The 15,221-nt window shown below is 72.2% G+C and carries 13 protein-coding genes, 1 tRNA gene and 1 pseudogene; 9 read left to right on the plus strand and 6 right to left on the minus strand.

Features of this window, described 5'->3' with window-relative positions:
- Positions 1–380: 380 nt before the first annotated feature.
- The 4 genes and pseudogenes from OG373_RS40565 to OG373_RS40580 form a co-directional block, all read right to left on the minus strand.
- A complete protein-coding gene (locus OG373_RS40565) occupies positions 381–2,207 on the minus strand; it encodes a serine/threonine-protein kinase (RefSeq protein ID WP_405435143.1) in 1,827 nt (608 codons plus the stop codon).
- Positions 2,208–2,446: 239 nt separating this feature from the next.
- Positions 2,447–3,001 carry a telomere-protecting terminal protein Tpg gene (tpg, locus tag OG373_RS40570; protein ID WP_405435142.1) on the minus strand — a complete coding sequence of 185 codons (555 nt, stop codon included), beginning with the start codon at positions 2,999–3,001 and terminating at the stop codon, positions 2,447–2,449.
- A 6-nt stretch (positions 3,002–3,007) separates the two neighbouring features.
- Positions 3,008–5,101, minus strand: coding sequence for a telomere-associated protein Tap (gene tap / locus OG373_RS40575; RefSeq protein ID WP_405435141.1), 2,094 nt, complete (start codon positions 5,099–5,101; stop codon positions 3,008–3,010).
- A gap of 231 nt (positions 5,102–5,332) precedes the next feature.
- Positions 5,333–5,458: pseudogene (locus OG373_RS40580) on the minus strand (transcriptional regulator); the annotation flags it as partial.
- A gap of 87 nt (positions 5,459–5,545) precedes the next feature.
- Here OG373_RS40580 and OG373_RS40585 point away from each other — a divergent pair.
- From OG373_RS40585 to OG373_RS40600, 4 genes are all read left to right on the plus strand, one after another.
- Entirely contained in the window at positions 5,546–5,923 is a 378-nt protein-coding gene (locus tag OG373_RS40585; RefSeq protein ID WP_405435140.1) for a hypothetical protein, read from the plus strand.
- 227 nt (positions 5,924–6,150) lie between these two features.
- Positions 6,151–6,843 (plus strand): hypothetical protein, encoded by a 693-nt coding sequence (locus OG373_RS40590; protein ID WP_405435139.1) that lies wholly within the window; start codon positions 6,151–6,153, stop codon positions 6,841–6,843.
- 112 nt (positions 6,844–6,955) lie between these two features.
- Complete coding sequence (locus OG373_RS40595; RefSeq protein ID WP_405435138.1) at positions 6,956–7,276, plus strand: hypothetical protein; 321 nt, start codon at positions 6,956–6,958, stop codon at positions 7,274–7,276.
- 213 nt (positions 7,277–7,489) lie between these two features.
- Complete coding sequence (locus OG373_RS40600; RefSeq protein ID WP_405435137.1) at positions 7,490–8,611, plus strand: nucleotide disphospho-sugar-binding domain-containing protein; 1,122 nt, start codon at positions 7,490–7,492, stop codon at positions 8,609–8,611.
- Between the two features lie 65 nt (positions 8,612–8,676).
- On the opposite strand, the gene OG373_RS40605 is transcribed toward OG373_RS40600, so the two are convergent.
- Entirely contained in the window at positions 8,677–9,165 is a 489-nt protein-coding gene (locus tag OG373_RS40605) for a MarR family winged helix-turn-helix transcriptional regulator (RefSeq protein WP_405435136.1), read from the minus strand.
- Positions 9,166–9,240: 75 nt separating this feature from the next.
- Here OG373_RS40605 and OG373_RS40610 point away from each other — a divergent pair, with 75 nt between their 5' ends.
- Entirely contained in the window at positions 9,241–10,188 is a 948-nt protein-coding gene (locus tag OG373_RS40610) for a zinc-binding alcohol dehydrogenase family protein (protein WP_405435135.1), read from the plus strand.
- A gap of 41 nt (positions 10,189–10,229) precedes the next feature.
- On the opposite strand, the gene OG373_RS40615 is transcribed toward OG373_RS40610, so the two are convergent.
- Positions 10,230–10,304 (minus strand) — tRNA-Trp (locus OG373_RS40615).
- A 179-nt stretch (positions 10,305–10,483) separates the two neighbouring features.
- Between OG373_RS40615 and OG373_RS40620 the strand changes: the two genes are divergently transcribed.
- The 4 genes from OG373_RS40620 (at position 10,484) to OG373_RS40635 (ending at position 15,206) form a co-directional block, all read left to right on the plus strand.
- Positions 10,484–12,088, plus strand: coding sequence for a phospholipase (locus OG373_RS40620; protein ID WP_405435134.1), 1,605 nt, complete (start codon positions 10,484–10,486; stop codon positions 12,086–12,088).
- 171 nt (positions 12,089–12,259) lie between these two features.
- On the plus strand, positions 12,260–13,360 hold the full coding sequence (locus OG373_RS40625; RefSeq protein ID WP_405435133.1) for an LLM class flavin-dependent oxidoreductase: 1,101 nt from the start codon (positions 12,260–12,262) through the stop codon (positions 13,358–13,360).
- On the plus strand, positions 13,357–14,010 hold the full coding sequence (locus OG373_RS40630; RefSeq protein WP_405435132.1) for a CE1759 family FMN reductase: 654 nt from the start codon (positions 13,357–13,359) through the stop codon (positions 14,008–14,010). The genes OG373_RS40625 and OG373_RS40630 overlap by 4 nt, the downstream gene beginning before the upstream one ends.
- A 209-nt stretch (positions 14,011–14,219) precedes the next feature.
- Positions 14,220–15,206 carry an alpha/beta fold hydrolase gene (locus OG373_RS40635; protein WP_405435131.1) on the plus strand — a complete coding sequence of 329 codons (987 nt, stop codon included), beginning with the start codon at positions 14,220–14,222 and terminating at the stop codon, positions 15,204–15,206.
- Positions 15,207–15,221: the final 15 nt, after the last annotated feature.

Below are 15,221 nucleotides of genomic sequence, written 5' to 3' on the forward strand. Positions count from 1 at the left end.
GCGGCGAGGCACGGCAGTTGTCACCGGGGCGGCGTGCTACTCGTCACCAGCAGCTCAGGAAGCACTGCGCCTGCCACCAGCTCCGGCGTCCCATAGGCCATCTGCGCGGCGTGGCGGGCCTGTCCTGTGGCCCTGTGCGACCTGTTCGGCAGGCTGCCTATCAGGATCACCGCCGACGGGCCATCGTCACGTGCGTCCGTCGCACACGGCACCGTCACCCGGAGATCGGTCCCGAAATACCCGCCACAACCGCTCTTGACCGGGAGCGCGCTTCAGATCCGAGGATGGGCGGCCTGGATACCCGAGACCCCGGATAGTCCTCGGGACGATGGACTTCGGCACCCGCGTCGACCTCGGTCTTCCCCTCCCGCCGCTCCGGATTACCGCTTGGTGCGACGGAACCCGAACGGCCCGCTGTTGCCCTCCGCCTTCACATCCATCGTGTCCTTACCGGTCGAGCGGAGCGTGAAAGAGCCGAAGCCGGCACAGGCACCCTGTGCGACCGTTTCGCCTTCGATCAACCCGGCGGACAGACTGCCCTCCTCGATCGCGAACAGCCTGCCCGTGACGTAGCACTCATTGGGGCTGGTACCCGCGGTGATCCTGATCACCGAATCCAGCTCCACCTCTTCGATCCGGAGATGAAAGTTGGGGCTGAGACCCTCGCTGGTCCATGCGCCGGTGTACTTCTCACTGACCGCCCGCGGGGTGGGTTCGTCCCCCTCGTCGCGCAGGATGGCGGACCACACGCCGACCTGCAAGTGGAGTTCGTCTCCCTTCCGGGTGAGCGTCTGGGTCTCCGGTGGTCGACACGCCAACGCTTCGTCCTCCGGTCGGTCCGCGAAGACCTCCGCCTGCTTCAGGTTTTCGCCCTTGACGACCATCTGGTCACCGCTGACCGGAACAGGTCCGATAGTTCCCCTACACAGATGCTGCCCTCGGAGGAAGGAGTACGTTCCGCTGTTGCCCGAAGCATTGCCCGGGCCGATCCTCATCCGGAGGAACTGCATGGGCCCCCCGGGTTGAGCCTCGACCACACCTGCCCAATTCCCTACGAAAGCGGAGCTGTTGCGTGGTAGGGCCCGTCCGGGCTCGTCCTTGTCGTTGTTACCGTCCGCGCCGTCACCGCCGCCGAACAAGTGGGGGAGGAGAACCACCGTGACCGCGGTGAGGGCCAGTGCCGTCGCGAGCACGAGGAGCCTCGGCCTGCGGATCGCGCGGCGCGGCCGCTTCGCGGAGGGCGCGTCCGGCGGCGGAAGCACTGCCTGCGCCGGGGGGATGAGATGGGTCCGCGCGGAGGGCCCGTCGGCGTCCAGCAGGCGGCCGGCGCTGGACCCGAGGCTGGCGAGGAGCTTGCCCGGTAACCAGTCCGGCCGCGCCGTGAGGTCCCACTGCGACGTACGCTCCAAAAGATCGCCCGTGGAGGGGCGCCGGGCGGGGTCCTTCGCCAGACAGTCGCGCACCAGGCCGTACAGGGGATCCGACAGGCCCTCCAGATCTGCCGCCTCCTCGGCTATCCGGAACATCAAGGCATGCGCGCCGCTGCCCAGCTCACCGAACGGAGTCCGGCCGGTCGCGGCGTACATGAGAACGGAGCCCAGACAGAACACATCCGAAGCCGGGCCGGGCTTCTCGCCCCGAACCTGCTCGGGCGACATGAAACCGGGCGATCCGATCACCACACCCGTACGGGTCCTGACCCCGTCGACCGGTGTCTCCAGCGCCCGTGCGATGCCGAAGTCGATGACGCGCGGCCCGTCCACGGTGAGAAGGACGTTGGACGGTTTGATGTCGCGGTGCACGAGGCCGGCCACGTGAATGTCAGCCAAGGCGTGCGCGAGTCCGTTGGCCAGGGCGAGGACGGATTCCTCCGGAAGCGGCCCGTACTCGTCGCCGACGACCACCGTGTGTAGATCCGGGCCCGGTACGTAGCCGATGGCGACCCAGGGGGTATCGGCCTGCGTGTCCGCGTCCAGAACCGGCGCCGTCCAGGAGCCGCCCACACTGCGCGCCGCCTCGACCTCCCGCGCGAACCTCCACCGGAACTCGTCCTGCTGCGCCAGCGTTTCCCGCACCGCCTTCACCGCGACTGTGCGCCCGCCCATGGACCGTGCCAGGTACACCCGCCCCATCCCACCCGCCCCGAGCAGGCCAATGAGACGGTATGGGCCGATGTGAGTCGGATCTTCGGGCGTCAGAGCATCCACAGGTCGACGATAGGTCAGGTGGCGGTGGTTGACATGGGAACCGGGTGACAGAAATAGCGGATACCGGAGCGCCGCGTCGGGCCTGGTCCCGTTGGGCGGGAGCTGGCCAACTCCACCGTCAGCTCTTGGGCTACCTCGAGGGCGAAGCCCTCGGCTTTGATGACAGGAAACTGCCTCTGTGACAACTGTCGCGCTTCGGCTCACGCGCCGGGCGCAGCCGTCGTCGTAGCCGTCCGGTGTCAGTAGGAGACGTCGATGTAGTCGATGTCGGTGAACTCGACCTCGAGACGGTCGGCGCGGGTGCCGCCGTCCTTGAAGTACGTCTCCTGGAGGCCTTCGGCGACGATCGCGCGCAGCTCCCGGTCGCCGGCGCCCCGCTGCTGCGCGTCGAAGAGCCGCTGCGCGTAGGCGGCCGGGAGATGGACGGTGAGGCGGCGCATGCGGCCGTCGTCGGTGGTGCCGACGGGGGCGGTGTAGCCGAACCGGGCGCGGGTCTCGACCGTGATCCCGGTGCGGTCGGCGGCCTGCTTGCGCCGCCGGTTGCGCACCACCGGCTGCCAGCGGGAACGGACCGCCGCCTCGATGCGGTCCGCGATGGCTCTCGGCGGGGTCTTCCGCTCGCCCGTCCGGTAGCGCTCCACGGACCTCTGACTGACGCCGAGTTCCTGCGCGACGGCCTTGGTGGTCTTCAGCCTGCCCATCAGGAAGTTGATGCGGGCCTTCAGGGCCTTGGGCGGCTCCCGCGTGAACACCTCGCGGTCGGCGCGGTCGATGGCGTCCTCGATGTCCCACACGGCCCGCTACTCTCCCTCGTCCGTGACGGCGTCGCCGCCCTTGATGTGGCGGGCCGGGTTGAGGCCCCTCTCCATGAAGTCGACGGCCCACGCCATCTCCTGCACGCCTTCGAGCTTGGCCAGCCCCGGGGTCGTCCCGAGGCGGAAGGACCCGGGCAGGGGCTTGCCCGAGGCGGTGTAGGGGAGGAAGTCCAGCGGCGACGCCCCCGGGCTCGGATAGACGACGCAGTCGGACAGTACCGCGAGGGGGTACCGGCCCGTCGCCCGCGCGGTGTTGGCCATCTTGCGGTGCATGTTGACACGGGTCTTGGAGATGACCGCGGCCCGGATGTCGGGCCGCCACGTCGGCCGCTCCAGCGCCGGCCACCGCTCCCCGTCCCGGTAGTGCCGTCCCTGGGGCCGTTCGCGGAGCTTGCCGATGCCGCCCTTGACGGTGGCCTTGATCGCGGCCAGCACGGCCGCCATCGCGGGGTCGACGTCCTTGTGGTGCTCCATCGCGGCGAGGAACCGGCGCTCGTCCAGGTCCGCGGTCACGCCGAGGTCGGCGAGCGTGTCGGCGCAGGCGGTCTTGAGACGGTCGTGCCACGGGTCGAGGTACGCGCCGGTCTCCCGCCGCAGGAACGCCTCGATCGGCGCCACCGACGCGCCGAGCTCCTCCGCGTAGGCGACGGTGTGGGTCTGGTACCAGGCCGGCCCCTCGGGGCGCCTCCCCGACGGGGTGAACGGCGACGGCAGCCGCGGGTCCAGCTCGATGTGCGAGAGGTCCACCAGCCAGCTGCCGGGAATCTTCTTGTTGAACCTCGGCCGGTGGAAGTGGTCGGGGCCCGACAGGCCGACCATGAGGCGGGCCGCGGAGGCGAGGAACGCGGTGTTCAGGTCCAGGCCCACCGCGTAGGGCAGCAGGCACTCCTCGTCCGTGAGCAGCTCCACCTCGCGCACCCACTGGTACGCCTCCTCGTCGAGGAACCCGCCGGTCCACCCCTGCGCGACCGGGTGTTCGGCGGGCGCCTCCGGCGGGGCCGGGTCCATCGGCTCGCTGCCGAGCGAGCCCGGGTTGCAGCCGGACTCCCACTCGCCCGTGCTCTCGTTCTTCACGGCCCGCGTCGGCGGCCGCAGCGCGGTCATCAGCTCCAGGCCGTTGACCGCGGTGGAGCCGCGCGGGGTCAGGACCCGGGCCGCGTACGTACCCAGCACGCGGGCCACCTCGGCCGGCGCCATCTCCGCCACCCCCGGCCAGGACCGCGCGTCCAGCGCGTCCCACGACAGGACCGCGAGCTGCACGCACTGCCGCTCCCCGGCCTTCGCCGGACGGTAGAGGCGCGCCCACGGGCCGAACCCGCGCTGCGTCAGCTTCCACTTCGCCCGGGCCACCTGCCTGACGACCGGGTGGTCGTCGGGCAGCCGCAGCGAACGGCGGGCCTCCGGCCCCTCCAGCCGCTCGGGCAGACCGAACCTCACGGCGGCCGCCGCGGTCAGCACGACCAGCGGATCGGCGTCCTTCCCCGAGCGGTTCAGGCGTGCGGCGCCGAGCCCCGACTCCTTGAGGGTCCACTCGGCCAGCTGCGCAACCGTCGTGGCGGGGCAGTCCAGCACGATCCCGTCGATGCCGTACGCGCTCCCGTCGCCGTCCAGCACCGCCAACGGGCCGTGCGGGAACCGCGGGTCGCCCGCGGCCGCCGGCCCGGCGGCCTTCCCCGCCGGACGGCGCGCCACCACCGCTACCGCCGCCGTCGCCGCGGCCGGCCCCTCCGGACCGGTGAACGCCGCCGGAACCGCAGCCGGAGCGGGCACGGGAACCGGAGCGGGCGAGGGAACGGGCACGGGAACCGGCACGGACTCGGAGGCGGCCGGTGCGGGGTACCGCTCGGCCCAGCCCTCCAGCAGCCGCAGATAGGCCTGAAGCCGCGGCGGCCTCGGCTCGGAGCGGCCGTTCTCCCAGTTCTTCACCGTCTGCGGCGTCGACTTCAACGCGGCCGCGAGCCGGGCCTGCGTGACCCCGGCCGCCTCGCGCAGCCGCGCCCGCTCCGCCGGAGACGGCAGCCGCGGCTCGCCCTCCAGCAGTGCGTCCACCGCGTCGAACAGCTCTTCCTGGCTCGGCATGGCCCACCTCCACCGGGAACCCTAGCAAAATTAACCCTCACCGAATGTCGGATTTAACCCTGTCAGCGGCGTGTTGAGGCAGCGCACCCCACCGCACGCACCCCACCGCACACGTTGTCGGCGCCGTACGGGTGCCGAAGGGCGCCCGTACGGGGCAGGGTTGCGGGTTCGCGGAACCGGGCCGGGGCGTCCAAGTGGAAGCGGCGCACCGAGGACTCGGCGGCCTCGCGGCAGCGCCTGGGCGTCACGGATCACGGTCCGCTCGGAGATCTCCGGCTCGCGGGCGAGAACGGCGGCGGTCGGGCCGGGGCGGGACTGGACGAGGAGAGCAATGCGGATCGGACGGGCGGCACGCACGATCCAAGGATCACCCACCGCGTCGGTGCCCCGCCGCGCGCGAAAACCCCTGGGGACGCTCCCGCCGCGGCACGTACGCTCGCCCGTATGCCCCGCTCCTCGAAGAAGGCCCGCCGGCTCGTCGCCGACGGGCGCACCTACCTGTGGACCGTCCGCCACGGACACCACGTGCTCGACGACAACGGCTGCCGCAAAACCCTCACCCTGCACTCCCAGCCGCCCGGCACCGGCGGCCTGCTGCGCTTCGTCTTCGACGAGGGCCCGGGCCGGTACGTCTCGGGATTCACCACGGGCTCGGGCGAGGTGGGGGAGATCGGCACCGGCGCGCTGAACCTGCACGAACCGGGCACGGTACGGGTTCTGCTCGACGCGGCGCTGGCCCGCGGGTGGCAGCCGGGGGAGCGGCGGGACACGAAGGTCGACGGCTGGACCTTCCTCGGCGCGGCCGCCGCCGTACGCGGCTAGGCCGTCTCTTCCGGATCCTGCCGGGCCCGCGCTGCCCGGCACCGCACCTCGCCGCACTGCCGGGGCAACCGAGTGCGTCCAGTACACGGCAGCCCCGGCAGCACGCCGAGGCACGCCGCCGGACGACGCGGACCTGACCGACAAGACCCGAAAGAGACGGCCCAGTCCGTGACCCCAGGCCCCTCCGGTCGCGGTGACCTGCGCGGCGTCGGCGAGAATGCGGTCGCATGAGCCCGCACCCCTCCGACGATCTGACCGCCGCCTTCGCCCGCCTCGGCGGTGAGGACGACCAGCAGGTCTGGAGCGACCTCTGGAACGACCTGTGCCACCAGGGCTGCGTCTACGAGGACAGCTTCCTCGCCCTCCCGTACCTGGCGGCGATCGCGACCGGCCGCGCCCCCGGCGAACCGCAGGAGGCCGTCCTGATGGCGGGCCTCATCGCCTCGGCGGCGGACGAGGAGCACGGCGCGCGGTACGCCGGGGAGACGTCCGTGCTCCTGCCCGTCGCCCGCCGCCTCCTCGACGCGGCGACCGGCCACCCGCCGACCTTCGTCCACCTCCTCCAGTGCGTCCTGGCCTTCGAGGGCGAACGGGTGTGGAGCGCCGGGCGACTGGAGGGCCTGTTCGAGCAGGAGTACGAGATCGAGTGCCCGCAGTGCACGGCGGAGCTCTTCATCGCCTTCGGCGACCACGGAACCTTCGCCTCGGCCGGTGACTACGTGACGGCCGATCCGGTCAAGGCGGCGCTCCTGCCCGCCGATCCCCGCGCGCTCGGCCCGCTGCCCGCCCGCCTGCACCGCACGGCGTCGCGGGCGGGCCACGAGCAGGTCGCGCTCGGGCTGACGTACCTCTTCGGCCGGGCGACCTGCCCGGACTGCGGGGCCGAGTTCGCCGTCCCGGAACAGGTCGAGGAGCGGTAGCGGGCTGCGCCGTACGGATGGACTCGGACCGTACGGTGGCCGGTACGGGCTCCCGCCGCACGAAGCGGCCTACCTTCGCACTGCTCCCCACCCCTCACGAAAGGCAGTACTCGTGCGATCGATCCGTTGCGCCCTGACCGCTCTCGCCGCCGGTGGCATCCTCCTGGCGGGCGCCTCCGCCGCCTCCGCCGACGACGCCTTCACCGTCTACGCACCGATCAGCAACACGTACTCGATCGTCTTCGGGGACCTGAACCAGGTGGCCGGCGACGACATCTTCAACGCCGGCCACGACAACACGGTCGGCTCCCACAACGGCGCGGCGCCGGCCGGTGACATCGGCATGGCGACCGTGCCCGCGACCCAGATCATGAGCAACGAGGCCCTGATGCAGGGCGCCGGCCAGTGGACCGGAAACATCTTCCGCAAGTAGTCCCCGGTCGCACGGGAAAGGGCCGCCACCCCCGCCCGGGGGTGGCGGCCCTTTCCCGTGCACCTGCCGGCCGGTCACCGGGCGTCCCAGAACGTCTGGTTATCGACCCCTCGCAGGGAACACAGCGCGCATTCCCGTCAGTTCACCGAACGGAACCGGGGGCGCGTCCGCACGACCCGCCCTCGACCGGCAGACCATGAGCAAGGAGAGACCGTGCGCATACTCTTCACCGGCCCGCCCGCGGCCGGTCACCTCTTCCCGATGATCCCGACCGCACAGGCCTTACGCGCCGCCGGCCACGAGGTGCTGTTCGCGGGCTCGCAGCCGCTGAACCAGCTCCGCGAGGCCGGTTTCCCGATCGTCGAGACAGGCGACGGCCGCAGCATCCGGGACGTGTTCGAGCAGTCCACCGGCGAGGAAATACGCTACGTCGCCCCGGACATGACCCCGGAGCAGATCCTCGGCAGGGCAGCCCGCGGCTTCGCGCTCGTCTCCCGCTCCACCGTCGACGGACTGCTGGAGGCCGCCGACAGCTGGCGCCCCGACCTGCTGGTGTACGACTCCTTCCAGGCCGCGGCCCCGCTGGTCGCCGCCAAGCTCAAGATCCCCTCGGTGGTCCACAACTTCGGCGTCACCTCCGGCCTCGACATGATCGGCCGGCTCGCCGCCCACTTCACCGAGGCCTACGAGACGTACGGGGTCGCCGGCCCCGCCGAGCCCACCGCCCTGAACATCGTCCCCGCCTCCCTCGGCGGCGACCCGGAGGGCCTGCGCATGCGCTACCTCCCCTACAACGGCGGCGGCATCGTCCCCGCCGAGCTGCTCCGGCGCGGCGCCCGCCCGCGCGTCGCCGTCACCCTGGGCACCGTCCTCGCCGAGCTGGACGGCGTCCGCGCCATCGTCCGCCTGATCGAGGCCGCCGCCTCGGTGGACGCCGAGTTCCTGCTCGCCGTCGGCGGCGCCGACCTCGGCCCGCTCGGCACCCTCCCGGACAATGTCCGCCCGCTGCCCTGGGTCCCGCTCGCCGAACTGCTGACCGCCTCCGACGCGCTGATCCACCACGGCGGCTCCGGCACCCTGCTCACCGCCCTGCAGGCCGGCCTGCCCCAGCTCCTGCTGCCCCAGGGCGCCGACCACTTCACCAACGCCGACGCCCTCACCGCCACCGGCGCCGCCCTGCGCTCCGCCTCCGACGACGTCGACGCCCCGCTCCTTGCCCGCCTCACCGCCGACCCGGCCCTGCGCGAGGCGGCCGCCCGCCTCCGGGACCAGAACGCGGCCCTGCCCACCCCCGCCGAAACGGTCCCCGCCCTGGAGGCCCTGACCGCCTCCTGAACCCGGCGCCACCCCGCGGAACCTGCCCGGAACCCGGCCCCGGGCAGGTTCCGCGGCCCGGCGGGTCAGCCCTGCGCGGACCCGGTCCGGCGGGTCTGCCCGATCAGGACGGCGGTCGCCCGGTCCAGGAGTTCACTGAGCGCGGCGTGCTCGGAGGGCGTGAACGCGTCGGTGAGCGCACGCTCGAGGACGGCCACCTCCTGGTAGGCGCGGTCGAGGAGCGCCCGGCCCTCCTCGGTCAGGTTCGCGATCTGCACCTTGGCGTGCACCGGGGACGTCTCGCGGCGGATCAGCCGCTTGGTCTCCATGTTGGCCAGCACACTGCTCATGCTCTGCTGCGTCACTCCGCAGGCGCGGGCCAGTTGGGCGCCGGACATGCCGCCCTCCCGGGAGAGGGCCAGCAGCACGGTGTACTGCGTCATGGTCAGTCCGTAGGCGCGCAGCACCGCCTCGTGATGCGCCATCAGCGCCTGCTCCGACCGCCTGATCCGGGTGCAGAGCGTCTCATCGACCGGGGCTTCCATCACGCACTCCCACTCCATTGACAGGTTCATGGGTTGACTCAGGAACCTTATATACCTACTGTCCTCGACTGTAAGGATACTGAGTCAGCACAAGGGGCTGTAACGATGAAGGCTGTCCTCCTCGACGCCGAGAACCACTACCGCGTCACCGAACTCGACGAGCCCGCCCCCGGCCCCGGCCAGGTGGCGATCCGCGTCGCCTACGCCGGGATCCAGTGGGGCGACACCATGGTCCGCGACGGCCGCTTCCCCCTCCCGCGCCCCTTCGTCCCCGGCTTCGAGGCCTCCGGACGCATCACCGCGGTCGGCGACGGCGTCGACCCGAACCGCATCGGTACGCCCGTCGCCGCGCTGACCGAGGCGGGCGCCTGCGCCGAGGTGGTCCTGGCGCCCGCCGCGCTCACCCTGGACGTCGGCGACCTGCCGCTGCGGACCGCCGCCGGCCTCGGCTGGGGCGCACCGACCGCCTACGACCTGATCAACACCACCACCCGGGTACGCCCCGGCGAGAGCGTCCTCATCCACGCCGCGGCCGGCTCGGTCGGCACCCTCGCCGCCCAGTTCGCCCGCCTCGCCGGAGCCGGCCGGATCGTCGGGGTCGCGGGCAGTGCCGCCAGGGCCGACTACGCCGCCGCCTTCGGCTACGACCGGGTCCTGCTGCGCGAGGAATTCCCGGGCGGGCTCCACGCCGAACGCTTCGACGTGATCCTCGACCCGGTCGGCGGCCCGACCCGCCGCGCCGGTCTGGAGCTGCTGGCCGAGCACGGACGGCTCGCGGCCTTCGGCAGCCTCGGCCCCCACGAACCCGCCCCCGCCGACCCCGACGACCTGCTCATGCGCGGCGCGTCGCTCCTGACCCACAACAGCAACCTGCTCAGCCGCACCCACCCCGAACGCCTCGCCGACAGCGCCCGCCACGCGCTCCGTCTCGTCGCGGACGGCAGCGTGCGGATCGACATCACCGCCGAATACGACCTGGCGGACCTGGCCACCGCCGTACAGCGGCTCGCCGAGGGCGCCACCCACGGCAAGAGCGTGATCCGCGTCGCCTGACCGCGAACCGCGAACCGCGCAAAAAGCGCCGTCCGGGCGGGCGGAGCCGACCGGAGTCGAACCGGTGTCCTCGCGGTTTTGGAGACCGCGCGCGTCGACCTCTGCGCTACGGCTCCGCCCGTCCCGGCATCGTAGGGCCACCGCCCCGCAGCCGGCCCGGCCGGGGGGTGGCCGGAACTCACCCGAGGAGGGTGAACAGCGGGCTACGTGCTGGTAACTTGCGCGAGTTGATCAAGGTCGGAGGCGTGGCCGACCACGCTCCCGGCCGGAGCCACCCCCCAGTCAAGGAACCACATTGGCACGCACCGTCCGTACGACGGCCCTCGTCTCCACCACGGCCCTCGCACTCGGCCTCTCCCTCCTCGCCGCCGCCCCCGCGTCCGCCGCGGACGACGCACCCACACCGCACCTGGACTCGGTCGAGCAGACCCTGCGCCAGGTCTCGCCGGGCCTGGAGGGCTCGGTCTGGGAACGCACCGCCGGCAACCGGCTCGGCTCCTCCGCTCCCGGGGGCGCCGACTGGCTGCTCCAGACCCCCGGTTGCTGGGGCGACGCCGCCTGCACCGACCGGCCCGGATCGCGCCGTCTCCTGGACAAGATCCGCCAGGACATCGCCGACGCACGCCAGACGGTGGACATATCGACGCTGGCGCCCTTCCCCGACGGCGGCTACCAGGAGGCGATCGTCGCGGGCCTGAGGGAATCCGCCCAGAAGGGCAACCGGCTGAAGGTGCGCATCCTGGTGGGCGCCGCGCCCGTCTACCACTCCACGGTGATCCCCTCGTCCTACCGCAACGAGCTGCTCGCGAAGCTCGGCCCGGCCGCCGCCGGCAACATCACCCTCAATGTGGCCTCGATGACCACCTCGAAGACCGCGTTCTCCTGGAACCACTCCAAGCTGGTCGTCGTCGACGGCAGTTCGGTGATCACCGGCGGCATCAACAGCTGGAAGGACGACTACCTGGAGACCTCGCACCCGGTCAGCGACGTCGACCTCGCGCTGACCGGGCCCGCCGCCGGCTCCGCGGGCCGCTACCTGGACTCCCTGTGGGACTGGACCTGCCGCAACAGGAGCAACTGGAGCTCGGTCTGGTTCGCCGCCTCGCCCGGCGCGGACTGCATGCCCTCCCTGCCCCGGCCCGCCGCCCCCGGGGGCGGCGACGTCCCCGCGCTCGCCGTCGGCGGCCTCGGCGTCGGCATCCGTGAGAGCGACCCCACCTCCGCCTTCCGCCCCGTCCTGCCCACGGCCGGCGACACCAAGTGCGGGATCGGGATCCACGACAGGACCAACGCCGACCGGGACTACGACACCGTCAACCCGGAGGAGAGTGCCCTGCGCGCCCTGGTCTCCAGCGCGACCTCGCACATCGAGATCTCCCAGCAGGACGTCCACGCCACCTGCCCGCCGCTGCCCCGCTACGACGTGCGCCTCTACGACGCCCTCGCCGCGAAGCTCGTCTCCGGCGTGAAGGTCCGCATCGTCGTGAGCGACCCCGCCAACCGCGGCACGATCGGCAGTGGCGGCTACTCGCAGATCAAGTCGCTCTCCGAGGTGAGCGACGCCCTGCGCGGCCGCCTGACGGCCCTGACCGGTGACGGCGGCCGGGCGCGCACGGCCCTGTGCGAGAACCTCCAGCTGGCCACCTACCGCGCCTCCGACCGGCCGACCTGGGCGGACGGCAAGCCGTACGCCCAGCACCACAAGCTGGTCTCGGTCGACGGTTCGGCCTTCTACATCGGCTCCAAGAACCTGTACCCGTCCTGGCTCCAGGACTTCGGGTACGTCGTCGAGAGCCCGGCCGCGGCCGGACAGCTGAAGAGCGACCTGCTCGACCCGCAGTGGCGGTACTCGCAGGCCACCGCGACGTACGACTACGCCCGCGGCCTCTGTCAGGGCTGACCAACCCCACGCCGCCCCTGCTCCGCCCGGCCCGGTCCGGTCCGGCGGAGCGGGGGCGGTCCGCTGTCCCCGCCCCCGCCCCCCGTCTCCGCGCCCGCCCCGGGAATATCCGGGGAGCACCCCCCGTTCCGAGGTATGGTTGAACAATAAACAATCTTGGGAAGGGGAGCCATGCAGTTCGGGATCTTCACCGTCGGCGACGTCACGGCCGATCCGACGACCGGACGCGTGCCCAGCGAGCACGAACGCATCAAGGCGATGCTCGCCATCGCACAGAAGGCCGAGGAGGTCGGCCTCGACGTCTTCGCCACCGGCGAGCACCACAACCCGCCGTTCGTCCCCTCCTCGCCGACCACGATGCTCGGCTACATCGCCGCACGCACCGAGAACCTGATCCTGTCCACGTCCACGACGCTGATCACCACCAACGACCCGGTGAAGATCGCCGAGGACTTCGCGATGCTCCAGCACGTCGCGGACGGCCGCGTCGACGTCATGATGGGCCGCGGCAACACCGGACCGGTCTACCCCTGGTTCGGCAAGGACATCCGCGACGGCATCGACCTCGCCATCGAGAACTACGCCCTGCTGCGCCGCCTGTGGGACGAGGACACCGTCACCTGGAAGGGCAAGTTCCGCACCCCGCTGCAGTCCTTCACCTCCACCCCGCGCCCGCTGGACGGCGTCGCGCCCTTCGTGTGGCACGGCTCCATCCGCTCGCCGGAGATCGCCGAACAGGCCGCCTACTACGGCGACGGCTTCTTCCACAACAACATCTTCTGGCCCGCCTCCCACACCGAGCAGATGGTCAACCTCTACCGGCAGCGCTACGCCCACTACGGGCACGGCACCCCCGAGCAGGCCGTCGTCGGACTCGGCGGCCAGGTCTTCATGCGCAAGAACTCGCAGGACGCGGTGCGCGAGTTCCGCCCGTACTTCGACAACGCACCGGTCTACGGCCACGGCCCGTCCCTGGAGGAGTTCACCTCCCAGACACCGCTGACCGTCGGCTCGCCCCAGCAGGTCATCGAACGCACCCTGTCCTTCCGGGACTACGTAGGCGACTACCAGCGCCAGCTGTTCCTGATGGACCACGCGGGCCTGCCCCTGAAGACCGTCCTGGAACAGCTCGACCTCCTCGGCGAAGAGGTCGTACCGGTCCTGCGCAAGGAGTTCGCGAACCTGCGCCCGGCCGGCGTACCGGACGCCCCGACCCACCCGGCCCGCGTCGCAGCGGCCCGGGAGACCCCGAAGGAGGAGCCGCAGGCATGAAGCTCGTCGTCGTATCGGCGGGGCTGAGCTCGCCCTCCTCCACCCGGCTGCTCGCCGACCGGCTCACGGCCGCGACGCTGGACCGCGTGGACGCCGAACCCGAGGTGGTGGAGCTGAGGGAGCTGGCGGCGGAGATCGCCCAGCACTTCGTCACCGGGTTCCCGCCCGCCCGGCTGGCCGCCGCCCTCGACGCGGTGGCGGCCGCGGACGGCCTGATCGCCGTCACACCGGTGTTCGCGGCCTCGTACAGCGGCCTGTTCAAGTCGTTCTTCGACCTCATCGACAAGGACGCCCTCACCGGCAAGCCGGTCCTCCTCGGCGCGACCGGCGGCACCGCCCGGCACAGCCTGGTCACCGAACACGCCCTGCGCCCGCTGTTCACCTACCTGCGCGCACTCGTCCTGCCGACCGCCGTGTACGCGGCCTCGGAGGACTGGGGCGAGCAGGGACTGGACCGGCGGATCACCCGCGCGGGCACCGAGCTGGCACGTTCCATGGCGCCCGCCGCTCCCGCGGCAGCCCCGGACATCGACACCGCCGCCGCGATCGCACCCCGTTCCCTGACCGGGGCGATCACCTCGACGGATCCGGCGAACGGCTTCACGATCGTGCCGTTCGCACAACGGCTGGCCGCGCTCCAGGCCGAATAGAGCCCGGACCGGCCGCCCGGTCCGGGCCGCGGTCACGCGGGGGAGCGGCGGTGGGGAGCGGCGGCGGGGAGCGGCGGGGGAGAGCGGCCGCACCCGGCACCACTCCCTTTTTGCCGAACCGGCAACAGGACTCGCCGCCCCCGCGCCGCCCCTCGCATGATCGGGGCAGCGATCCTGGCGCACGGCAGGTCGAGAACCCTGGAGGACTCATGTCGCAGCAGGCCCCGGAAGCCACCCACCGCCTGGTCCCCTCGCCCGCAGGCCGGATCCACGTGGTGGAACAGGGCACCGGGCCGCTGGTGCTGCTCGTGCACGGCTTCCCGGAATCCTGGTACTCCTGGCGCCACCAGCTGCCGGCCCTGGCCGCGGCCGGATACCGCGCGGCCGCGATCGACGTCCGCGGCTACGGCCGTTCCTCCCGGCCCGGCGACCTGCAGGCGTACCGGATGCCGGAACTGGTGGCGGACAACGCCGCCGTGGTGCACGCCCTGGGCGAACGGTCCGCGGTGATCGTCGGCCACGACTGGGGCTCGGTCATCGCCGCCGACTCCGCCCTGCTCAGACCGGACGTCTTCCGCGCCGTGGGGATGCTCAGCGTTCCCTACGCCCCGCGCGGCGGGCCACGGCCCAGCACGGTCTTCACCCGGCTGGGCGCGGAGCGGGACGAGGAGTTCTACGTCTCCTACTTCCAGGAGCCCGGCCGGGCCGAGGCCGAGATCGAGCCCGACGTGCGCGGCTGGCTCGCGGGCTTCTACGCCGCCTTCTCCGCCGACACCATGCCCGCCCCCGACGCACCCGGCCCGCACTTCGTCGGCCGGGGCACAGAACTGCGCGACCGCTTCCCCACCGGCCGGCTGCCCGGCTGGCTCGGCGAGAGGGACCTGGACGTCTACGCCGGGGAGTTCGAGCGGACCGGCCTGAGCGGGGCCCTGGGCCGCTACCGGAACATGGACCGGGACTGGGAGGACCTCGCCGAACTCGACGGCGCCCCCCTCACCCAGCCGTCCCTGTTCGTCGGCGGCGGCCTGGACGCCTCCACCACATGGATGGCCGATGCGATCAAGGCCTTCCCCACCACCCTGCCCGGCCTGGTCTCCTCCCGGATCCTCGACGGCTGCGGCCACTGGATCCAGCAGGAGCGCCCCACCGAGATCAACCGCATCCTGACCGACTGGCTCGCCGCCCTGCCCGCCTGAAGCCCCTCCCGCCAC

The organism is Streptomyces avidinii, from assembly GCF_045161815.1.
Lineage (GTDB): Bacteria > Actinomycetota > Actinomycetes > Streptomycetales > Streptomycetaceae > Streptomyces > Streptomyces avidinii.